The organism is Natrialba chahannaoensis JCM 10990, from assembly GCF_000337135.1.
Lineage (GTDB): Archaea > Halobacteriota > Halobacteria > Halobacteriales > Natrialbaceae > Natrialba > Natrialba chahannaoensis.
Window position 1 is genome coordinate 46,906 of record NZ_AOIN01000034.1, and the last position, 17,154, is coordinate 64,059.

Genomic DNA, 17,154 nt, shown 5'->3' on the forward strand with positions numbered 1-17,154 from the left:
AGATTATGATCGTTATTTCGCCATCTTCTATGATCATATTTTCCAAGACTACTTGATGCGTTTCGTCCCCCGTTGGGAAGACGCCCTCAACGACGATTTCGTTAGAGGGCTCCAGCCAACGTACGTCGGTAGATGTCTCGCCTGAAAGAATACTAGGAGGGGTTGTCAATCCTGAAAGATTGGTGAAGCTCCACGATCGCACATGCATAGCCCTCATATCTGTGTGAAGGAACTTAGATTGTCACTGTCCATACGGAGCCATTTCCGACTGAACGCACCTACTGCTGCGTGCACACACGCAGAAAGCAACTACTACTGCCAACCGAGTCCTGTGACTGGGCAGGGACCTTAAGCCCGCGCGGCATAATATGCGACTAATGGACCGACGGACGTTCGTCCGCGGCGTCGGCGGCGGCTCGGTCGCCGCACTCGCCGGCTGTCTGACCCGCAACGGCGAGAACGAAGAACACGCCGCCGAAACGGGGCCGCTGCGAGTCGCTACCTACACCTCCTTCGCGACCGGCTCAGACTCCGACCCTAATACCGACTCCGATCCCAATCCCGATCAGGCCCCCAGCCCCGCCGGCGACTGGTTCCGAGAAACCGTCGAAGAAGAGTTCGAGGAGGAAATCGAGTGGACCGTCCCCGAATCCGGCATCGAACACTACATCCAGCGCGCCCGTCTCGACGCCGACATCGACACCGACGTCATCCTCGGCCTCACCGCGAGCGAACTCGCACTCGTCGACTCCGCCCTCGACGCCCACGGCGACACGCGACTGTTCGAATCGCTCGAGCGCGACCGCTTAGAGCACGCCGACCGAATCCAATCCGACCTCGCCTTCGACGACCCGCGCGACCGCGTACTCCCCGTGGGCACCAGCTACCTCTCGCTCGTCTACGACGAGACGGTACTCGAGTCCCCACCCGAGACGTTCGAGGACCTTCTCGAGCCGACGTATTCGAACACGTTGCTCGCACAGGATCCGCGCGTGTCGAATCCGGGGCAGGCGTTTTTCCTGTGGACGGTCGCAGAGTTCGGGTCGGGCTCTGACATGCTCTCTTTCTGGGAGGAACTGCAGACGAACGGCGTTCGCATCGAGGAGCGCTGGACGGACGCCTACCGAGACGCCTATCTCGAGGGCGAGCGGCCGATGGTGGTCTCCTACTCGACAGATCAGGTGATTGCAGCCGCGACGGACCGGGAGATGCAACGCCACCAAATCGCGTCACTCGACGACGCAGGATATCAGAGTACGGAGGGCGCTGCAATCTTCGCGGACACGGCGCAGCCAGACCTCGCCTACGAGTTCGTCGACCTTGTACTATCGCGGACGGCGCAGGGAGAGCTCGCAACGCGAAACGCGCAGTTCCCCGCTGTCAGAGATGAGTACGTCAACCTCGATGCGACCTTCCTTGAGAACGCGGTGGAGCCAGCCGAGACAGTAAGGCTCACCTACGACGATCTGGAGGGAGAGTTCGCGACCTGGCTCGAGACTTGGGACGACGAAATCGCAGATTGACCCACAGAAGGCAGTGAGAACTCGGTGCAGTTTTAAGACGGCGAGCGTGGTACGTCGCTGCGCATGGCCCTACAACGGATACTCAGCGGTGACCCCTCGAAGACGTCGAAGCTCTACCTCGCGATCGGCGTGCTCTCGCTGATCAAAGCGATTGCAGTGCGAGACGACAAGAATCGGTTCAGACAGGAGTTGACGGACGCCGGACTCTTCATCGGCGTCGGTCTCGCACTCAGAAAATATAGTCAGCTCAAAGCGGAGAAGCGCTCGGAGATCGAGTCGCAGGTACCCGACTGGGCGCTCGACGTTGCCGAGTCTGCAGCGGCGAAGCAGGCAGTCCGAAGCGCGGCAGACCGCGGACTGCGGGGCCGCTCCCAACCGGAACCGGAGCCAGGTATCCGTGACCGAGCGCGCGGACTGCTCTCGAGTCGGTAAGCAGACGAGGACAATCGAAGACTCGAGAACTTGAGGACTCAAAGAATCAAAGAAACAAAGGATCGAGGACCGAGGACCGAGGACCGAGGACCGAGGAACCGAGCCGTCCGACTGGTGACTATCGGCTTCGTCAATCGTCGGAAAGCGCGTCACTCAGCGCATCCGTCCCGCCGACGATCGGAAGCCGAGCAGCGCTCTGTTTCACGTCAAGCGTGAGTTCTTTCACCTCTGGCGGCCGCTGCGTGAAGTTGTAGTCCGTCGAGAGGACGGCGATACCGATCCGATGATCCGATGCGAAGACGTGGTCGTCAGGCTGGAGGTCGAACGAAAGCCGGTACGGCGTGCCGGGCTGGATGGCGAACGTCTCCGAGTTCGACTTTCGGTTCTGCGGGTTCATCCACCCCCGGTTGATGATTTCGGTCTCCCCGTCCGGCCCAACGTCGACCAGCACACCCGTCACGTTCGCCGATTCCGAGTCGAACGAGAGTCGCACGTCGAGTTCGACCGTGCCGCTCAGGTGAACCTCCTCCGCGAGCTGTGCGGTCGTATACAGCAGTCGGTGTGGCGACTCCTCAGCTGCGATCAGGTCGTCCGCCGGCGTTTCCGGTTCTTCCGGATCGACGACCGTCTCGGTGACCGATCGGCCACGCGTGTGTTCGAGTGTGAGTCCACCCATCGTCCGGCCACCCGGCGTGAAGTTGAGTTCGGCCTCGCTCGTCTCTGGAACCGGCCACTCGTCGTACGTGGTCCAGGAGTCGTCCTCCCGCTGGACCGTCGCTGTCGGCCCGTCCATCACGTCGTTCTCGACGCCAAACAGCCAGCGCGTCCACCACAGGTTCAACTCATCGAGCCACTCGTCCGGCCGATGGCTGAGTGGACTCGAGTGCCCGCCCTGGTGGAGCCAAATTTTGCGCGAGACGCCGGCCTCGCGCAGCGCGTCGTACCACTGGGCGAACTGCTTGGTTTTGACGTTGTCGTCGTTGAGTCCGTGGGTAACGAGGACGGCGGCCTCGACGTTGTCGGCGTCGTGGACGTAGTTGCGGGCGTCCCAGAACTCGTTGTAGTTGCCAGTCTCGCGACCCTGGTCGACTTCGATCTGCTCGAGGATCGGTTCGGCGACCTCCCGGTCCTTTCTGGTCGTGACCCAGGCGGCGAGCTGGTAGGCGTCCTCGCCCTGCCAGCCGCCGGGGGCGACGACGTGGCCGTTCGCTCTGAAGTAGTCGTACCAACTCGAGACCGCGACCTCCGGGACGATAGCTTCGAGGCCGTCGACGCCGGTCGCCGCGACGCCGTTCGGGAGCGTGCCGTTGTACGACGCGCCGATCATGCCGGTTTTTCCGGTCGTCCACTCGGCCCCAACGGGGTCGTCGCCGGAGCGGGAATCGTAAGCCGTCGCACGGCCGTTCAACCAGTCGACGACGGCTTTGATTCCGTTTACCTCCCGCTCGTCGCCACAGGTGTTCGCACCGGTGGACTTGTGGGTGCCGGGCGAGGAGGCGTACGCGAAGACGAAACCTCTGGGGACGAAGTACTCCTCGTAGGTGCTCGGCCCGATCCAGTCGGTTCCACTGCCGCTGAACGCCGTCAGGTCGTCGCTGTCGACCGTCTGCTCGGCCGACGTGTCGCTTCGCGGTCGATTGTCACGACCCGGCTTGTCGGGTTCGTACAGCGAGACATCGACATCGTAGAGGTCGGCCGTGCTCATATCTAGACCGCCGTAGTATGGGCTTGGCTCCATAATCACCGGCAACGCGATGTCGCTGTCCACAGTCGACTCGGGCCTGGCAATCTCGACGTGAATCCGGTCCAGATCGCCGGTGTCGGTCGTGTCGGTCTCGGTTTCGACCCAGAACTCCTCACGGAGGACGTCGTCCTCGGCGAAGACGGGTTGCGCGCGACCGTCCTCGAAGATGGGACCGTCGGCGTCCGCCGCCGCAGTTGCGGTGACTGCTCCCGGAACCACCGCCGCACCAATCCCGGCAGCGGCGTACGTTCCGAGTGCCTCACGGCGTGTGAGCACGTTTTCGCTCGGCTCCCCGTCGCGTGGTATGTCATCTCCAGACATCACCAGAGATAATCACAGATAGTTATAAGTAATTTTGCGGGAGGTATTGAGTTACTTATACTAACTTGATCGGTTGCTGCGAAACGGGAAAACGGAACAGTAGATGGTAGCACGGTTTCTTTATTAAGAACCGATCCTGAAACTGAATCGGGCAGTTCGGTAACTACGTGTGCTTATTGAACGCTGGACGGTCTATCAGGACTGAGAGATATTCAGAATACCGTGCTGAATACAGAGCGCGAATGCGGCATGGTAGTTTGGACGATCGTCATTCGTTCGAATCATTCGGAGAGACACCGCTCGATTGCGCGCTCGGTGTGCAGTGCTGTTGTATCGAACATCGGTACACTCGGGCGGTCGCTTTGCTCAACGAGCATTTCAATCTCCGTACAGCCTAATACGAGACCCTCTGCCCCCTTCGCGGTCAACGTATCGATCACTGAAAGATACAGTTCTCTGGAGTCTTCCCGAACAAGACCGTTCGTCAATTCGTCGAATATGATGGTATCGACTGCCTCGCGCTCCTCGGCGTCCGGGGTGACGACCTCAATGCCGTGGCTCGCGAATCGGTCTCGGTAAAACGGTGCTTCCATCGTGGTCTTCGTTCCAAGGACACCGACTGTCTGGATGTCTTCGGTCAGTATCGCATCGGCTGCGACATCCACGATGTGAAGGAACGGTATCGAGAGTGCCTCGGTTAGTTGGGGCGCGACCTTATGCATCGTATTCGTCGCCATGATAAGGAAATCGGCACCACCGCGTTCAAGATCACGGGCAGCTTCAGTCAGCATTCCTGCAGCAGTGTTCCACTGCTCGTTTCGGATACACCGTTCGATCTCGGCGAAGTTCACACTTCGAATTAGAAGATCACCTGCAGCGTGGCCACCGTACACTTCATTGACACCCTTATCAATACGGCGGTAGTACTCAATAGTAGATTCGCTGCTCATGCCACCTAAAACCCCAACTGTTTGAAGCCCGTCCATAGATCTTGTCACTCATACAACTATTAGGTGCTTACGGTCGCACGATGGATTAATTCTCTATATTCAGCAAGCGACTTTTGGCATAGTTCGGATAGATTGATAGCCGCTTCGGTAACTGCTTGCCCTATACTTACCGCGATTTTCACACCTCATACTGAATAAAGAAACCGAACTACCAACTACTGGAAACGCACCGAGACCGAGTCGGCTACTGTGAGGACGGGACCGGCTCGAGTTCTGCCGTAAAGTGTCGAATTTCGGGCATCACAGGGTCGCTCGCGAGTTGGAGTCCGGAGACCGTCTCGCGCTTCTCAAGGACGGCCTCGGCAGTCTCGACGACGTGATCGAAGTGCTCGCGGTGATACATCCGCCGCGGGACGGCGAGCCGAACAAGCTCCGGCCGGTCGGTGTCTGGGAACGCGAAGCTGCCGAGTTCGACGCCGCGAACGCCACCCTCACGGTAGAGTTCGCAGGCGAGCACCTGGCCGGGGAACTCCTCGGGAGCGAGGTGCGGGAAGAGTTCGCCCGCGTCGACGTACACCGCGTGGCCGCTGGTCGGTGTGTAGACCGGTACCCCCACGGCGGCAAGCTGTGCACCGAACTCGCGGACCTGCTCGATGCGGTCCTCGAGATAGGCGTCCTCGACGGCCTCGCGGAGGCCAACAGCCATCGCGGCGACGTCGCGGCCGGCCATCCCACCGTAGGTCGGGAACCCCTCATAGAGGATCGCTCGCTGCTTGCACTGTTCGAACAGCGTGTCGTCGTCGGTGGCGACGAAGCCACCGGCGTTGACCAGTCCGTCCTTCTTGCCACTCATCACGAGCGCATCGGCGTAGCCGAGCTGTTCGCGGGCGATATCGGCGATCGAGGCGTCGGCGAACTCCTCCTCGCGCTGGCTGACGAAATAGGCGTTCTCGGCGAACCGACAGGCGTCGATGACGAACGTGGCGTCGATTTCGTCGGCGAACTCGCGGACCTGTCGGGTGTTCTCCACGCTGACTGCCTGGCCCGCTGCCGAGTTGTTCGTGATCGTCTGGACGACGACCGGGATGCGCTCGGGTCCATGCTCTTCGACCACCGCGCGGGCGCGGTCGAGCGAGAAGTTACCCTTGAACGGCTCGTCGGCGTCCGGATCATGCGCGACATCGATTGGACAGTCGACCGGATCGGCCTCCTGATTCGAGATATGTGCGCGCGTCGTGTCGAAGTGCGTGTTGTTCGGCACAACATCGCCAGCCGAGAGGAGCGCACCGTAGAGAACGTTCTCTGCGCCACGGCCTTGATGGGTTGGGACAACGTTGGAAACACCCATCACGTCTGCAACCGCCTCCTCGAGTTCCTCGAAACTGCGAGAGCCGGCATAGGACTCGTCACCGCGGATCAGGGCGGCCCACTGAGCATCGCTCATCGCGCCGGTGCCACTGTCCGTGAGCAGATCGACGAAGACCTCCTCGGAGGGGAGATTGAAGAGATTGTAGCCGGCGGCCTCGAGATTTCGCTCGCGTTGTTCTCGAGACGGCAACCGAATTCGCTCGACCATCTTCGACTTGTATGCGACCATACGTCGTTCACGGTGCCAAGTGTGTTCAAATCGATTGACGGGACCTGGATGCCGACGGTGTGAGACGGGTGCCAGCGCACAGGTTCGAACAGTGGTGAACGGCTTCGGAACGCAGGCGCAATCGTGGCTTTGGACTGCAGTCGCGCCTTCGGCCCACCCTCGAGAGTGGACGTTCAAGTCGGAGTCGAACTCGAGCCAGAGCCCGAATGCGAATGCCAACACCATGCGAACGCGAACTCGAGTACGTCTCCACTCGACGACCGCCGCACCTACACGTCGTGTTTGTTGAGCGTCCCATTGCACTTGAAACACCGGCAGAGTCCAGGAGTAGCAGGGATACCGATCGTTCGTGTCGAATGGCAGTGTGGGCAGTTGACGCGAACGGCGGTGGCGGCCGAGCAGAGACGTTCGATCAGACGATAGTAACAGCAGACTGGTAAAAACGGTTCTTTCAAATCGACGGGGTATCGACGGTGGTGTCTCTTGGTATCGGTATCGGTGTCAGTGTCGGTGCCGACCTCAGTATCGGTACCGAAACCCGGTAGACAGTGATAGCTCTACGAATGGCAAAGGGAAGAACGCACTACTCCTCGAGACAGTAGCGCCGGACACCCTCAGAACAGATCCTGCGTCAACTCGAGTGTCTTCTCACGGTCGTCCCAGTCGACGAACAGCGCGACGCTGGTCGCGCTCGTGATGACGTCCTGCAGGTGGATGCGCTCCTCGGCGAGTGGGTTGACAATCTCGCTGATGACACCGGGCTGATTGGGGAGTTCGCCGCCCGTCACGCGGATGACTGCCACCGGCGAGTCGACGGTGACACTCGAGAGCTCGTCGCGGGCGATGACCTCGCGGTGGAGGATGTTCTCAGCGCGTTCGGCTTCGTCCTCGTCGATGTAGAACGTGACCGAGTCCATGCCGCTGGCGACGGCGTCGATGTTGACGTCGCTCTCGCTCAGCGCGGCCGAGAGGTGATGGAAGATGCCGGGTTCGTTGCGGATCGCGCGGCCGGCAACGGTGAGGCAGGCCAGCGGACGCTCGCGGAGGTCGACGAGGTTTTCGAACTCGCCTTCGATGCTTGTGCCGCCCGAGAGGAGGTCGCCGTGCTGGTAGTGGACGACGCGGACAGTGAGCATCTCGTCCTTGTAGGAAAGCGCGGAGGGAGCGACGACTTCGGCACCACGGAACGAGAGGTTTCGCAGTTCGTCGACGGAGATCTCGCCGACGTTTCGCGCGCCTTCGACGACCCGCGGGTCGCCGGTCATGACGCCTTCGACGTCGGTGACGATGACGACCTCGTCGGCGTCCATGTACTTGCCCATCATCACGGCGGTCGTGTCGCTGCCACCGCGGCCGAGCGTCGTGATCGAACCGTCCGGCCCTTCGGCGAGGAAGCCGGTGATGACCGGGACGGTCTCGTCCATCTCCGCAGCGACCGCCCGGGCGCGCTCGTTCGTCTCCTCAACGTCGACTTCGCCGTACTCGTCCGTGACGACCGGCCAGCCCTCGCTGCCAGGTTCTAAGAACCGGGCGTCGATGTCGCGGGCCGAGAGCGCAGCCTTGAGCATCCGAACGGAGGTCCGTTCGCCCATGCTCACGATCTGGGCGCGGTCGGCTTCGTCCGTCTCAAAGGAGATCTCGTCGAGCAGTTCGTCAGTGGTCGATCCCATTGCGCTTGCGACGACGGCAATTTCGTGGCCGTCCTCGACGGCGGCCGCGATCGAGTTTGCGGCACGGTTGATACGGTCGCCGCTGCCGAGGCTCGTCCCCCCGAACTTGGCTACAACGCGCATGGGGGCACCTCATTTCGTACAATCGAGCGAATACTGGTGGCGTGGCTCATACTCGGTCCGTTACCAGAGCGAGCAGATAACTGTGTTCCCTTCCACGTATTTTTCCGGTGTTCTGTCCCCTGTCGTCGGTGAATTCACATCTTCAACCATCAACGATCATCGGCTCCATCATCCATTCTCAAGTCGATCGTCGCGGCCGAACCAACCAGAGGGGAGGGGAAAACCGAGCAAATCGCGGACGGTTTTATATTTGTGCGTGCCTTTACCACACACCGATGAACGTACGGGACGCACTCGAGGCCGACGCGGACGCGCTGGCGGCAATCGCCGACTCGCCAACCGACGTGATGCGAAACCTCGTCCACGATCGCACCGTCCGCGTCGCCGAGGACGGCAGCCACGACCCGAACGCCGACGTCTCGAGTTCGGGCTCGCAGTACGGCGGCTCGGATCCGGAGGACCTGCTCGGCTTCATTAGCTTCGATGCGCGCGAGAACACGGTGCACGTGACACAACTCGATGGGACGGGCGAGGCCTGTCGGCAGTTGCTGGCGGAGCCGGTCCGGTTCGCAGAGCGCGAGTCGATGGCGGTCGAGGTACTTGCGCCCCCGGAAAACGAGTCGATCGAAGCGGCGGCCGACGAACTCGGATTCACGAGGGAGGGGCGCGGACCGCGCTTCGACGGCTCGCAGACAGTTCGGTTTCGACTGGAGCCATCGTAGCTGATGCTGGCGGTGTACGTGCCGTCGACTGCGCCACGCGCGCTGGAACGAGCCGTTAGCTGAATTTCTGTACCGTTACGTCCAGCGTGTCGAGATCGACGATCGGTGCGAACCCTGAATCTGGGTTGATGTTGACGCTCTTCTGGAAGTCCGTCTGGGCCTGCCAGCAGCCCGAGTTGATCGCGAGCACGTTGTGGTACTTCCCGAAACCGAGTTTGTGAACGTGGCCCGTGTGGAAGATGTCTGGCACCTCGTCCATGACGAGGAAGTCCTCCTCTTCGGGTGCAAGACGAGTGTGGCCCCCGAACTGCGGGGCGACGTGGCGCTTTTTCAAGAGCTGGTACATTGCCTTGTGTGGCTCGTCGTAGCTCGCCTTTTCCTCGGGAAGTTCGGCAATGACCTCGTCCAGCGAGACCCCGTGGTACATGAGAATAGAAACGCCCTCGACGGTGACGGTGGAGGGATTGCTCACGATCTGTGGATCGTGGGCGGACATGATATCACGGAGTCGGTCGTCGAAGCCAGGCTGTGGTTCTGCGAGCCGAACCGCGTCGTGGTTGCCCGGTATCATGACGATATCCAGATCGCCGGGCACCTGCTTGAGGCGATCGTTGAACACCTCGTACTGCTCGTAGATGTCGACCACGTCGAGCTCTTCATCCTGGTTCGGGTAAACACCGACACCCTCGACCATGTCGCCAGCGATCAGCAAGTACTCGACGTGCTGGGCCTGCTCCGTGTAGAGCCAGTCTGCGAAGGCGTCCCAGGCATCGGCCATGAACTCCTGGCTGCCGACGTGGACGTCGCTGATCAGCGCCGCCTGCACGTGGCGGTCTGCCGTCGACGGCTCGTGCGTGCGCGGCACGTCCGGGAAGTACATCGAGTCGACGAAGGCGATCCCCGCGTCGTCCGAAAGCGTCCCCTCCATCGCCAGCACCTCGTCACAGAGCAGTTGATCGACCATATCCGCGAACTCACGGTCTTTCATCACCAGCCACGGGAACGTGCCCGTGGCATCCTCGAGTTCGATCAGCCAGTGGCCGCTCGCCGTCGAGCGAATATCGTTGACTAGGCCAACCATTCCCGCCTCGCTGCCGCCCGGCATCGACTGGATAGCCGTTGCGGGTCGGTGGTTGACTCGCCCGCGGAGCTTTCCACCGAGGCGCTCGAGTCGGTCACGGAAGACGGCGACGAAGTCATCGTACTCACCGGTCCCCGTACTGTCACCGGTCATGTCGCCATCGATCTCGAGCGAACGTAGCGAGGGGTCGGTGTCGCGCTCAACCCGCGCGCTGGGCTTTGAGTCGGTGTCTGCAGCTGATCCAGACCCCCCTGTTTCAGCTGGAACTGACCCTGTTGGGTCGTGCTGATCTGCGGAACGCTCTCCAGTTGAAACAGAGGGGTCTGCACCGGGTGTATCAGGGACGGAATCAGTATCGAAATCAGGATCGGGCTCGGGATCGCTAGCTGAATCTTGAGCGGAAGTCGGCTGCCGAACACCCGCCGCCAGCACCGCTTCGACGTGGTCCGTTCGCACGACCAGCGCGTCGTCGGGCATCTCCTCGACGACCTGTTCGAGGACGGCCGCGGGATGATCCGCCGCGGCGATATGGGTCACCGCCTCGCGCTCAGCGTTGTAGCCGCGGCTCGTCAGTTCGCTAACGATTCGGGCCGGCCCCTCGAGTGGCACACGAGTCGTATTCGTGACCTGGGGGAAAAGGATAGCGAATCCAGAACGCATTCAGGGTCAGATCTGGGCGGCTTCACGTGGTTCGACTGAGCAGAAGGTTGATTGTAGCCCCCAGCAAAAAGCGGGGTGATGAGCGGCTCTGACCCCGGCGGGACTGACGATGATGTTGGCGACCGGCGTCGTGAGCGTGATCACGAGAGCGACGGTGAGCAAGCGCGTGATCACAATCACGAGTACGATCGCGATCGTGACCGCGACCACGACCCAAGTTCGAGTACGCCTGCGGCGAACCGGGCCGAAAACGGAGCTGACCAACGCAGTGACCGTGGTGACCGCGGCGACCGCGTGACCATCGAAGACGACGGCGTCATCCGCTGGTTTCTCCGCACGGATGACGGGACCGTCGTCGTCATCAGAGACATTCTGAGTAGTGTCGCGATCGTCGCCGCGATCGGCCTGCTGCTGTTCGCCGTCAGCGGGATCTGGCCGCCACTCGTCGCCGTTGAGAGCGGCAGCATGGAACCAAACATGGAACGCGGCGATCTGATCTTCGTCGTTGACGACGACCGCTTCGTTGGCGATGATCCCGTCGGCGGGACCGGAGTAGTGACACTCGAGAACGGCCAGAACGGCGACCACGAGAAGTTCGGCGAGCCAGGGGACGTGATCGTCTTCATGCCTGATGGCGATCCCGGGCAGACACCGGTGATACACCGGGCGCATTTCTGGGTTGATGAGGACGAAAACTGGGTCGACACGAAGGCAGACGAGGAGATCCTCGGCGGCGCAACCTGTGATCAGATTCGAACCTGTCCAGCACCACACGAGGGGTTCATCACGATGGGTGACAACAACAACGGCTACGACCAGTACCAGGGCGGAGCCCCGACGACGATTGTCCATCCCGACTGGGTAACCGGAAAGGCAATGTTCCGGATTCCGTGGCTCGGCCATATCCGCCTCGCGTTCGACGAGTTCTTCGGCGGCATGCTCGGACCGAACGCACCCGGCGCAACAGGACTGATCGACGGTGCAATGCTCGACCTCATGAGCGACGCCGGGGTCGGCGTCGGTGCTAGCACTGGTATTGGTATTGCGGCAGCAGCGCACCGGTACAGGGCATAATCCGGCAGAACAGGTCACAGCCGGTCGTTCAAACCAAGACCGCAGTCAGTCACTCTCGCTGGATTCGATCTCGAGTACCAGCGCCTCACGGTCGGCGAGTTCGTGGGTCGTTGGATCGACCGACTCACCGTCGACTTCGACCGTAATCGTTGTCTCCGAATCGCGTTCGTCGTACACCGTTCCGTCGAACGTCACCACGTTCGACTCATCGATGCGTTCGTACTCGAAATGGGGGAGAAGAGTGAACCCCTCCGCGACGGTCACTCGTTCCTCGCCCTCCATGTACCAGTAATCGTCGAACTCGTGGAGATGGAAGTCTATCGAGTCGTTGTCGGCGTATTCGGCCTGAATTTTATCCATCGACTCGACTGACTCGCCGTCGATAGTGATCTCGATTTCGCCGCGTTCGAACTCCTCGATGTCGCCGTGGTCGTCGGAGAGACAGCCGCTCAGAGCGAGAAGTCCGGGAAGGCTACCAATTCCCGCGAGGACCGTTCGTCGCTGCATACTGGAGCAAAGTGAGTCTGCAGTTATGCGTTCTTCGGACGGTCCGAGCGAGTGGGAACCAGAACCGAACAGGGCAGAACAGGACAGAACAGGGCAGAACAGGCAGAACAGAACAGGGCGGGACGGGGACGCGCTTGCAATCAGTTCTCGAAGCGCGCCTGCACAAACGGCTGGATATCGTCGATATCCGAAAGTCTGGAATCAGAGAGCAGTACCGCCTCCGTCTCGTCGATCGGCACCGAGAGGCTGATCTCCTTCGTTCGGCCGTAGCGGCCCTTCGAGACAACAACTGCGTTGACGATTCCGAGCATGTCGAGTTCGCTGATCAAGTCCGTCACACGGCGCTGTGTGAGGACATCGGCGTCGATCTCCTCACAGAGACGCTTGTAGATGTTGAACACCTCGCCCGTGTTGATGCTGTGGACGCCGTTCTTCTCGAGAAGGATGATCGCGAACAGGACCAGTTTACTCTGGGTCGGAAGGGTGCGGACGACCTCAACGACGCGGTCGAGTTCGATCTTGTCCTGCGCCTGGCGGACGTGCTCTTCGACGATGGTTTCGGCCTGCGAGCGTTCCGCGAGTTCGCCCGCCGTCCGAAGGAGATCGAGTGCGCGACGTGCGTCCCCGTGTTCCTGTGCAGCAAAGGCCGCACACAGCGGGATGACGTCTGCAGACAGCGCGCCCTCTTTGAACGCGACCTCGGAGCGGTGCTGGAGGATGTCACGCAGCTGGTTTGCGTCGTACGGCGGGAAGACGATTTCCTCCTCGCCCAGACTGGACTTGACGCGCGGGTCGAGGAAGTCAGTAAACTTGAGGTCGTTCGAAATACCGATGATCGAGACGCGGGAGTTCTTGAGTTCAGAATTCATCCGCGAAAGATTGTAGAGCGTGTCGTCACCGCTCTTCTCGACGAGTTTGTCGATTTCGTCGAGCATGATAACGACCACCCGCTCGTCGTAGTCGACAGCGTCGAAGAAGACGCTGTAAACACGATCCGTGGGCCACCCAGTCATCGGTACCTCTTCGAACGAGTCCTTGTCCTCGCGCAGGGACTCGATCCGTGTGTCAATGTCGGCAACCGATTCGAAAGCAGTGTCCTCGAGTGGGTGAACTGACTGATTCACAGCGTCGTTTCCGTACCCCTCTTGTTCGACTGGAGGTTGCGAACTATTTGCCTTCTCAGATCTAGTCCGACCGGAGTCGTTTCCAGTCGAAATGTCGCTGTGATGTTCAGAGTTGGACTGAGGTACCGACGGAGAACTGGTGGTATTTTCCTGCTCGGACGCCTCGTTGTACGTCTCCACTTGCTCGCGGAGCGTCTGCAAGGACTCGATTTGGTCGTCGATTCGCGCCTTGTTCTTCTCGATGAATTTGTTCGCGAGCTGTGCGAGGACGCGATACTGCGTGTCGGTCACCTCACAATTGATGTACTCGACATCACACGGGACGCTATACTTCTGGGAGGTGCTCTCGAGTTCCTTGCTGACGAACTTCGCGCTCGCAGTCTTTCCGGTCCCGGTTTTCCCGTAGATAAGGATGTTTGACGGTGTTTCACCCCGAAGCGCGGCGACCAGAATGGTTGCCATCTTGTTGATCTGGTCGCTTCGGTGCGGGAGTTCGTGTGGCGTGTACGACGGCCGAAGGACTTCCTTATTTTCGAAAATCGGTTCACCACTCAGGAGATCGTCAAACAGCCCCTGGTTTGACTCTTCGCCACTATCGCCGAGTTCGGTGTCGCCGAAGTCAGTCGAAAAACCGTGTGTGTTGTCGGTGTTAGAAGGAGTGCTGTCGGTACTGGAACGTGTGCTACCGGCGTCTACGTCGGCATCAGGGCTGCCACCATCGGTGTCGGCAGACGTTCCAGTATTGGTAGAACTCGAGTTGGGAGTCGCCGAACTTGGTGTTGTGTCGGTTCCGGTGGAGGGTTGGTTGGTTCCGGAAGGTGTTTGCTCAGTCGGTGTTTGCTTAGCAGATGTTTGCTCAGCCGATAGCGGACCAGTGGCTGTCGGATCAGAGGATTGCGAATCTTCCGCAGCGGTTGTTTCAGCGGCAGTGTTCCCGGTTGGTGAGTTGGTTGGTTCGTCATCTGGACTTGCGGCCGGATCCGAATCACGGTTCGACTTCGAGGGCGATGATAAGTCCGTCTGCTGAGAAGAACGGTCGCTGTCCGTGAAATCATTCTCCTCTGAGTTCATCCCTGTGTCCGTGTTCGAACCTGTTTGTTCCGTTTCGTCGTCTGACATTCGTCGTACACGTACCCCCTTGTTTCGAGTGCAGATCCCAACCCGACGGCGAGGATATGGCGGTATAGACGAGCCAACAAGGCCGGTCTACTTTCCTAACGACCCGGTTCGGATCCAGTTGATGCAAACGAAACAGAGGAAGACGGTGATATTAAATTCTTCCCTTCCATTCACGGAGGTTGAGTGATTCACGGAACGGATCACGAGAGAACAGTTTCCGTCTGCAGGATAGATCAGCAACTCAAACAGAACTCTGTAGCGAGTACTCTCCGTAGCGAGTAATGGCAAATCAGATGCATTGGGAGACAATCTGGGACTGACTTCTGAGGAGTTGTTATTAGAGTGCGTAGACTGTATACTACGTTGTATGTGTAGACTGGATAAGTATGGTTTCTGTGTGCATACGTGTGCACGACATACTGTGCACGACAGTTTGACTCTGTCAGCGTTGGCTCTTTGTCCACTTTGTGCAGTATAGCAACGTCTACTTTGGGTACCAGCACACAGATTCGTTCCTGAACGAGTTGTTGAGCCACCGATACAGAGGAATAATGAGTTATAGACCGACTGGATTGTCGTCTGACTGTGGTTTCTCTGCTGTGGGTGAAGATCAGTAACACAAACAAGAGGATTGGTAACATGAGTAATGGCAAGAATGAGTCAGGAAAGGTGTATGAATAGAGGGGGATGCCCCCCACCCCTTCGTTTCAACTGGAGAGGGCCGAGAGAGGGGGTGGGGAGGGGGACTTCTAGAACGACTGGATTTATAATGATGGGTGAGAAATACGGACCGTACCACTAGCAGATTGATGTTTTTACTAGAGGAGTTAGTTTTATTGCTAGATGATACTAGATCTGATCCTCTCAAAGAGATCTGTTACTAGACCTCTCGAACCTCGTGTTTTCTCCCGAGATACCCTCTGTATTCCCGTTCGAGATGAAATAATGGCCGCTAACACTATCCACTCCCCAGTTGTCCACCCCACCCTTGCCGCTCGCTCCAGTTGAAACGAAGGGGTGGGGGTGTTCAGAACACGCCGTGTCTCCACGACATTTCCGAAATCTGACTCCCTAGAACTAGTCTAGAGCATTCTAGTATTCGTTAGTTGCATCTAGTGACCCATGATAAATATTGTCTCTAGGCTATGATAAACAGTCCCTCTATCGAATCTACAATACCAACTTTGCAAGCAAAGCTCGGGTTTCCAGGCACAAGCTCAGGCTCACAGGCATAGTTCGTACCTTCCAGTCACGACTTGACCTTGTATAAGCGTCACCCGATCCTCTACTATGCGACCTCTCTTCGTTGAGCCGTCAAACCTGACAGGAATCCATGCTTTTTCGTCTGAAAATCAACACGTTTGACGTAGGCTTAAGTGAGTTCAGTCAGTAGTACGCGCAGATGCACCCCGCGGTGCTGGAGGGCCCTACAGATGGGACTGTTCACAGAACTCAAAGATAGTATCTCTCGGGTTACGGACCGCCTGTTCTCCGAACAGGAACCCAAACGAATCGGTATCTATGGTCCACCGAACGCTGGAAAGACGACGCTCGCAAATCGGATTGCCCGGGACTGGACCGGCGATGCAATCGGTACTGAGAGCCACGTTCCACACGAAACGCGGCGCGCGCGCAGGAAAGAAAACGTCGAGATCGAACGTAACGGCAAGACCGTGACGATCGACATCGTCGACACACCTGGTGTCACGACGAAAGTCGACTACGAGGAGTTCACCGACGAAATGGAAGAGGACGATGCCATCCGCCGTTCTCGTGAGGCGACCGAAGGCGTCGCCGAGGCCATGCACTGGCTTCGCGAGGATGTCGACGGCGTCATCTACGTCCTCGACAGCGCGGAGGACCCGATCACGCAGGTTAATACGATGTTGATCGGCATCATCGAGTCCCGGGATCTACCGGTTCTCATCTTCGCGAACAAGATCGATCTTGACGACTCGAGTGTCAAGCGCATCGAAGACGCGTTCCCACAGCATAAGACGATCCCGCTGTCCGCAAAGGAGGGTGAGAATATGGACGAAGTCTACGAGAATATCGCGGAGTACTTCGGGTGAACACCTATGCCAACAGCAACTAACGCGGACGACTCCGATCCGCCGGACTCCGACGGTGTCCAGATCGATCTCATTAGTGGCGAACGCATGGACAGCATGGCGACGATGGAGAAGATCCGGATGATCTTAGACGGTGTCCACGACGGAAACATCGTCATCCTCGAGGAGGGACTTACTCCGGACGAGGAGAGCCGGCTCATCGAGGTGACGATGTCCGAGATCAGCCCGGACGAGTTCAACGGGATCGAAATCGAGACGTATCCCAAATCGGAAACGCGCGACTCGTCGCTACTCGGTCGACTTATGGGGTCGGACGAGACCGAAGCAAAGCTGACCGTGATCGGACCGGCGAACCAGATCGAGACACTCCACAAGGACGAAACACTCATCAGCGCGCTGGTCTCCCGTGATTAGCGCACAGTCAGTGAGGAGAGT

13 protein-coding genes are annotated in these 17,154 nt (G+C 59.2%); 6 read left to right on the forward strand and 7 right to left on the reverse strand.

Annotated features, from left to right (window positions below):
- Positions 1–377 precede the first annotated feature (377 nt).
- The gene (locus tag C482_RS04015; RefSeq protein ID WP_006166193.1) at positions 378–1,523 is read left to right on the forward strand and encodes a thiamine ABC transporter substrate-binding protein; all 1,146 of its coding nucleotides are present in this window, start codon (positions 378–380) and stop codon (positions 1,521–1,523) included.
- 63 nt (positions 1,524–1,586) lie between these two features.
- Positions 1,587–1,955: a hypothetical protein gene (locus C482_RS04020; RefSeq protein WP_006166194.1), complete on the forward strand. Its 369-nt coding sequence runs from the start codon at positions 1,587–1,589 to the stop codon at positions 1,953–1,955.
- 130 nt (positions 1,956–2,085) lie between these two features.
- Here the strand turns inward: C482_RS04020 and C482_RS04025 are convergent, their stop codons facing one another.
- From C482_RS04025 to C482_RS04040, 4 genes are all read right to left on the reverse strand, one after another.
- Positions 2,086–4,020, reverse strand: a complete 1,935-nt coding sequence (locus C482_RS04025) for a Xaa-Pro dipeptidyl-peptidase (RefSeq protein ID WP_006166195.1) — start codon at positions 4,018–4,020, stop codon at positions 2,086–2,088.
- Positions 4,021–4,301: 281 nt separating this feature from the next.
- On the reverse strand, positions 4,302–5,006 hold the full coding sequence (locus C482_RS04030) for an aspartate/glutamate racemase family protein (protein WP_049896467.1): 705 nt from the start codon (positions 5,004–5,006) through the stop codon (positions 4,302–4,304).
- Positions 5,007–5,214: 208 nt separating this feature from the next.
- Positions 5,215–6,567 (reverse strand): tryptophanase, encoded by a 1,353-nt coding sequence (locus C482_RS04035; protein ID WP_006166197.1) that lies wholly within the window; start codon positions 6,565–6,567, stop codon positions 5,215–5,217.
- A gap of 614 nt (positions 6,568–7,181) precedes the next feature.
- A complete protein-coding gene (locus tag C482_RS04040) occupies positions 7,182–8,360 on the reverse strand; it encodes an aspartate kinase (protein ID WP_006166198.1) in 1,179 nt (392 codons plus the stop codon).
- 275 nt (positions 8,361–8,635) lie between these two features.
- Here C482_RS04040 and C482_RS04045 point away from each other — a divergent pair, with 275 nt between their 5' ends.
- A complete protein-coding gene (locus C482_RS04045) occupies positions 8,636–9,082 on the forward strand; it encodes a hypothetical protein (protein ID WP_006166199.1) in 447 nt (148 codons plus the stop codon).
- A gap of 55 nt (positions 9,083–9,137) precedes the next feature.
- On the opposite strand, the gene C482_RS04050 is transcribed toward C482_RS04045, so the two are convergent.
- Positions 9,138–10,772 (reverse strand): DNA-directed DNA polymerase II small subunit, encoded by a 1,635-nt coding sequence (locus tag C482_RS04050; RefSeq protein ID WP_006166200.1) that lies wholly within the window; start codon positions 10,770–10,772, stop codon positions 9,138–9,140.
- Between the two features lie 129 nt (positions 10,773–10,901).
- Here C482_RS04050 and C482_RS04055 point away from each other — a divergent pair, with 129 nt between their 5' ends.
- Complete coding sequence (locus C482_RS04055) at positions 10,902–11,897, forward strand: S24/S26 family peptidase (protein WP_006166201.1); 996 nt, start codon at positions 10,902–10,904, stop codon at positions 11,895–11,897.
- Positions 11,898–11,942: 45 nt separating this feature from the next.
- On the opposite strand, the gene C482_RS04060 is transcribed toward C482_RS04055, so the two are convergent.
- Together C482_RS04060 and C482_RS04065 are read right to left on the reverse strand one after the other, a co-directional pair.
- Entirely contained in the window at positions 11,943–12,404 is a 462-nt protein-coding gene (locus C482_RS04060; protein ID WP_006166202.1) for a hypothetical protein, read from the reverse strand.
- Positions 12,405–12,544: 140 nt separating this feature from the next.
- Positions 12,545–14,647, reverse strand: a complete 2,103-nt coding sequence (locus tag C482_RS04065) for an AAA family ATPase (protein ID WP_006166203.1) — start codon at positions 14,645–14,647, stop codon at positions 12,545–12,547.
- 1,433 nt (positions 14,648–16,080) lie between these two features.
- On the opposite strand from C482_RS04065, the gene C482_RS04070 reads away from it, so the two are divergent.
- Both C482_RS04070 and C482_RS04075 read left to right on the forward strand, forming a co-directional pair.
- A complete protein-coding gene (locus tag C482_RS04070) occupies positions 16,081–16,719 on the forward strand; it encodes an Era-like GTP-binding protein (protein WP_004267522.1) in 639 nt (212 codons plus the stop codon).
- A 6-nt stretch (positions 16,720–16,725) separates the two neighbouring features.
- Positions 16,726–17,133: a DUF2073 domain-containing protein gene (locus C482_RS04075; protein ID WP_004267523.1), complete on the forward strand. Its 408-nt coding sequence runs from the start codon at positions 16,726–16,728 to the stop codon at positions 17,131–17,133.
- The last annotated feature ends 21 nt before the right edge of the window (positions 17,134–17,154 follow it).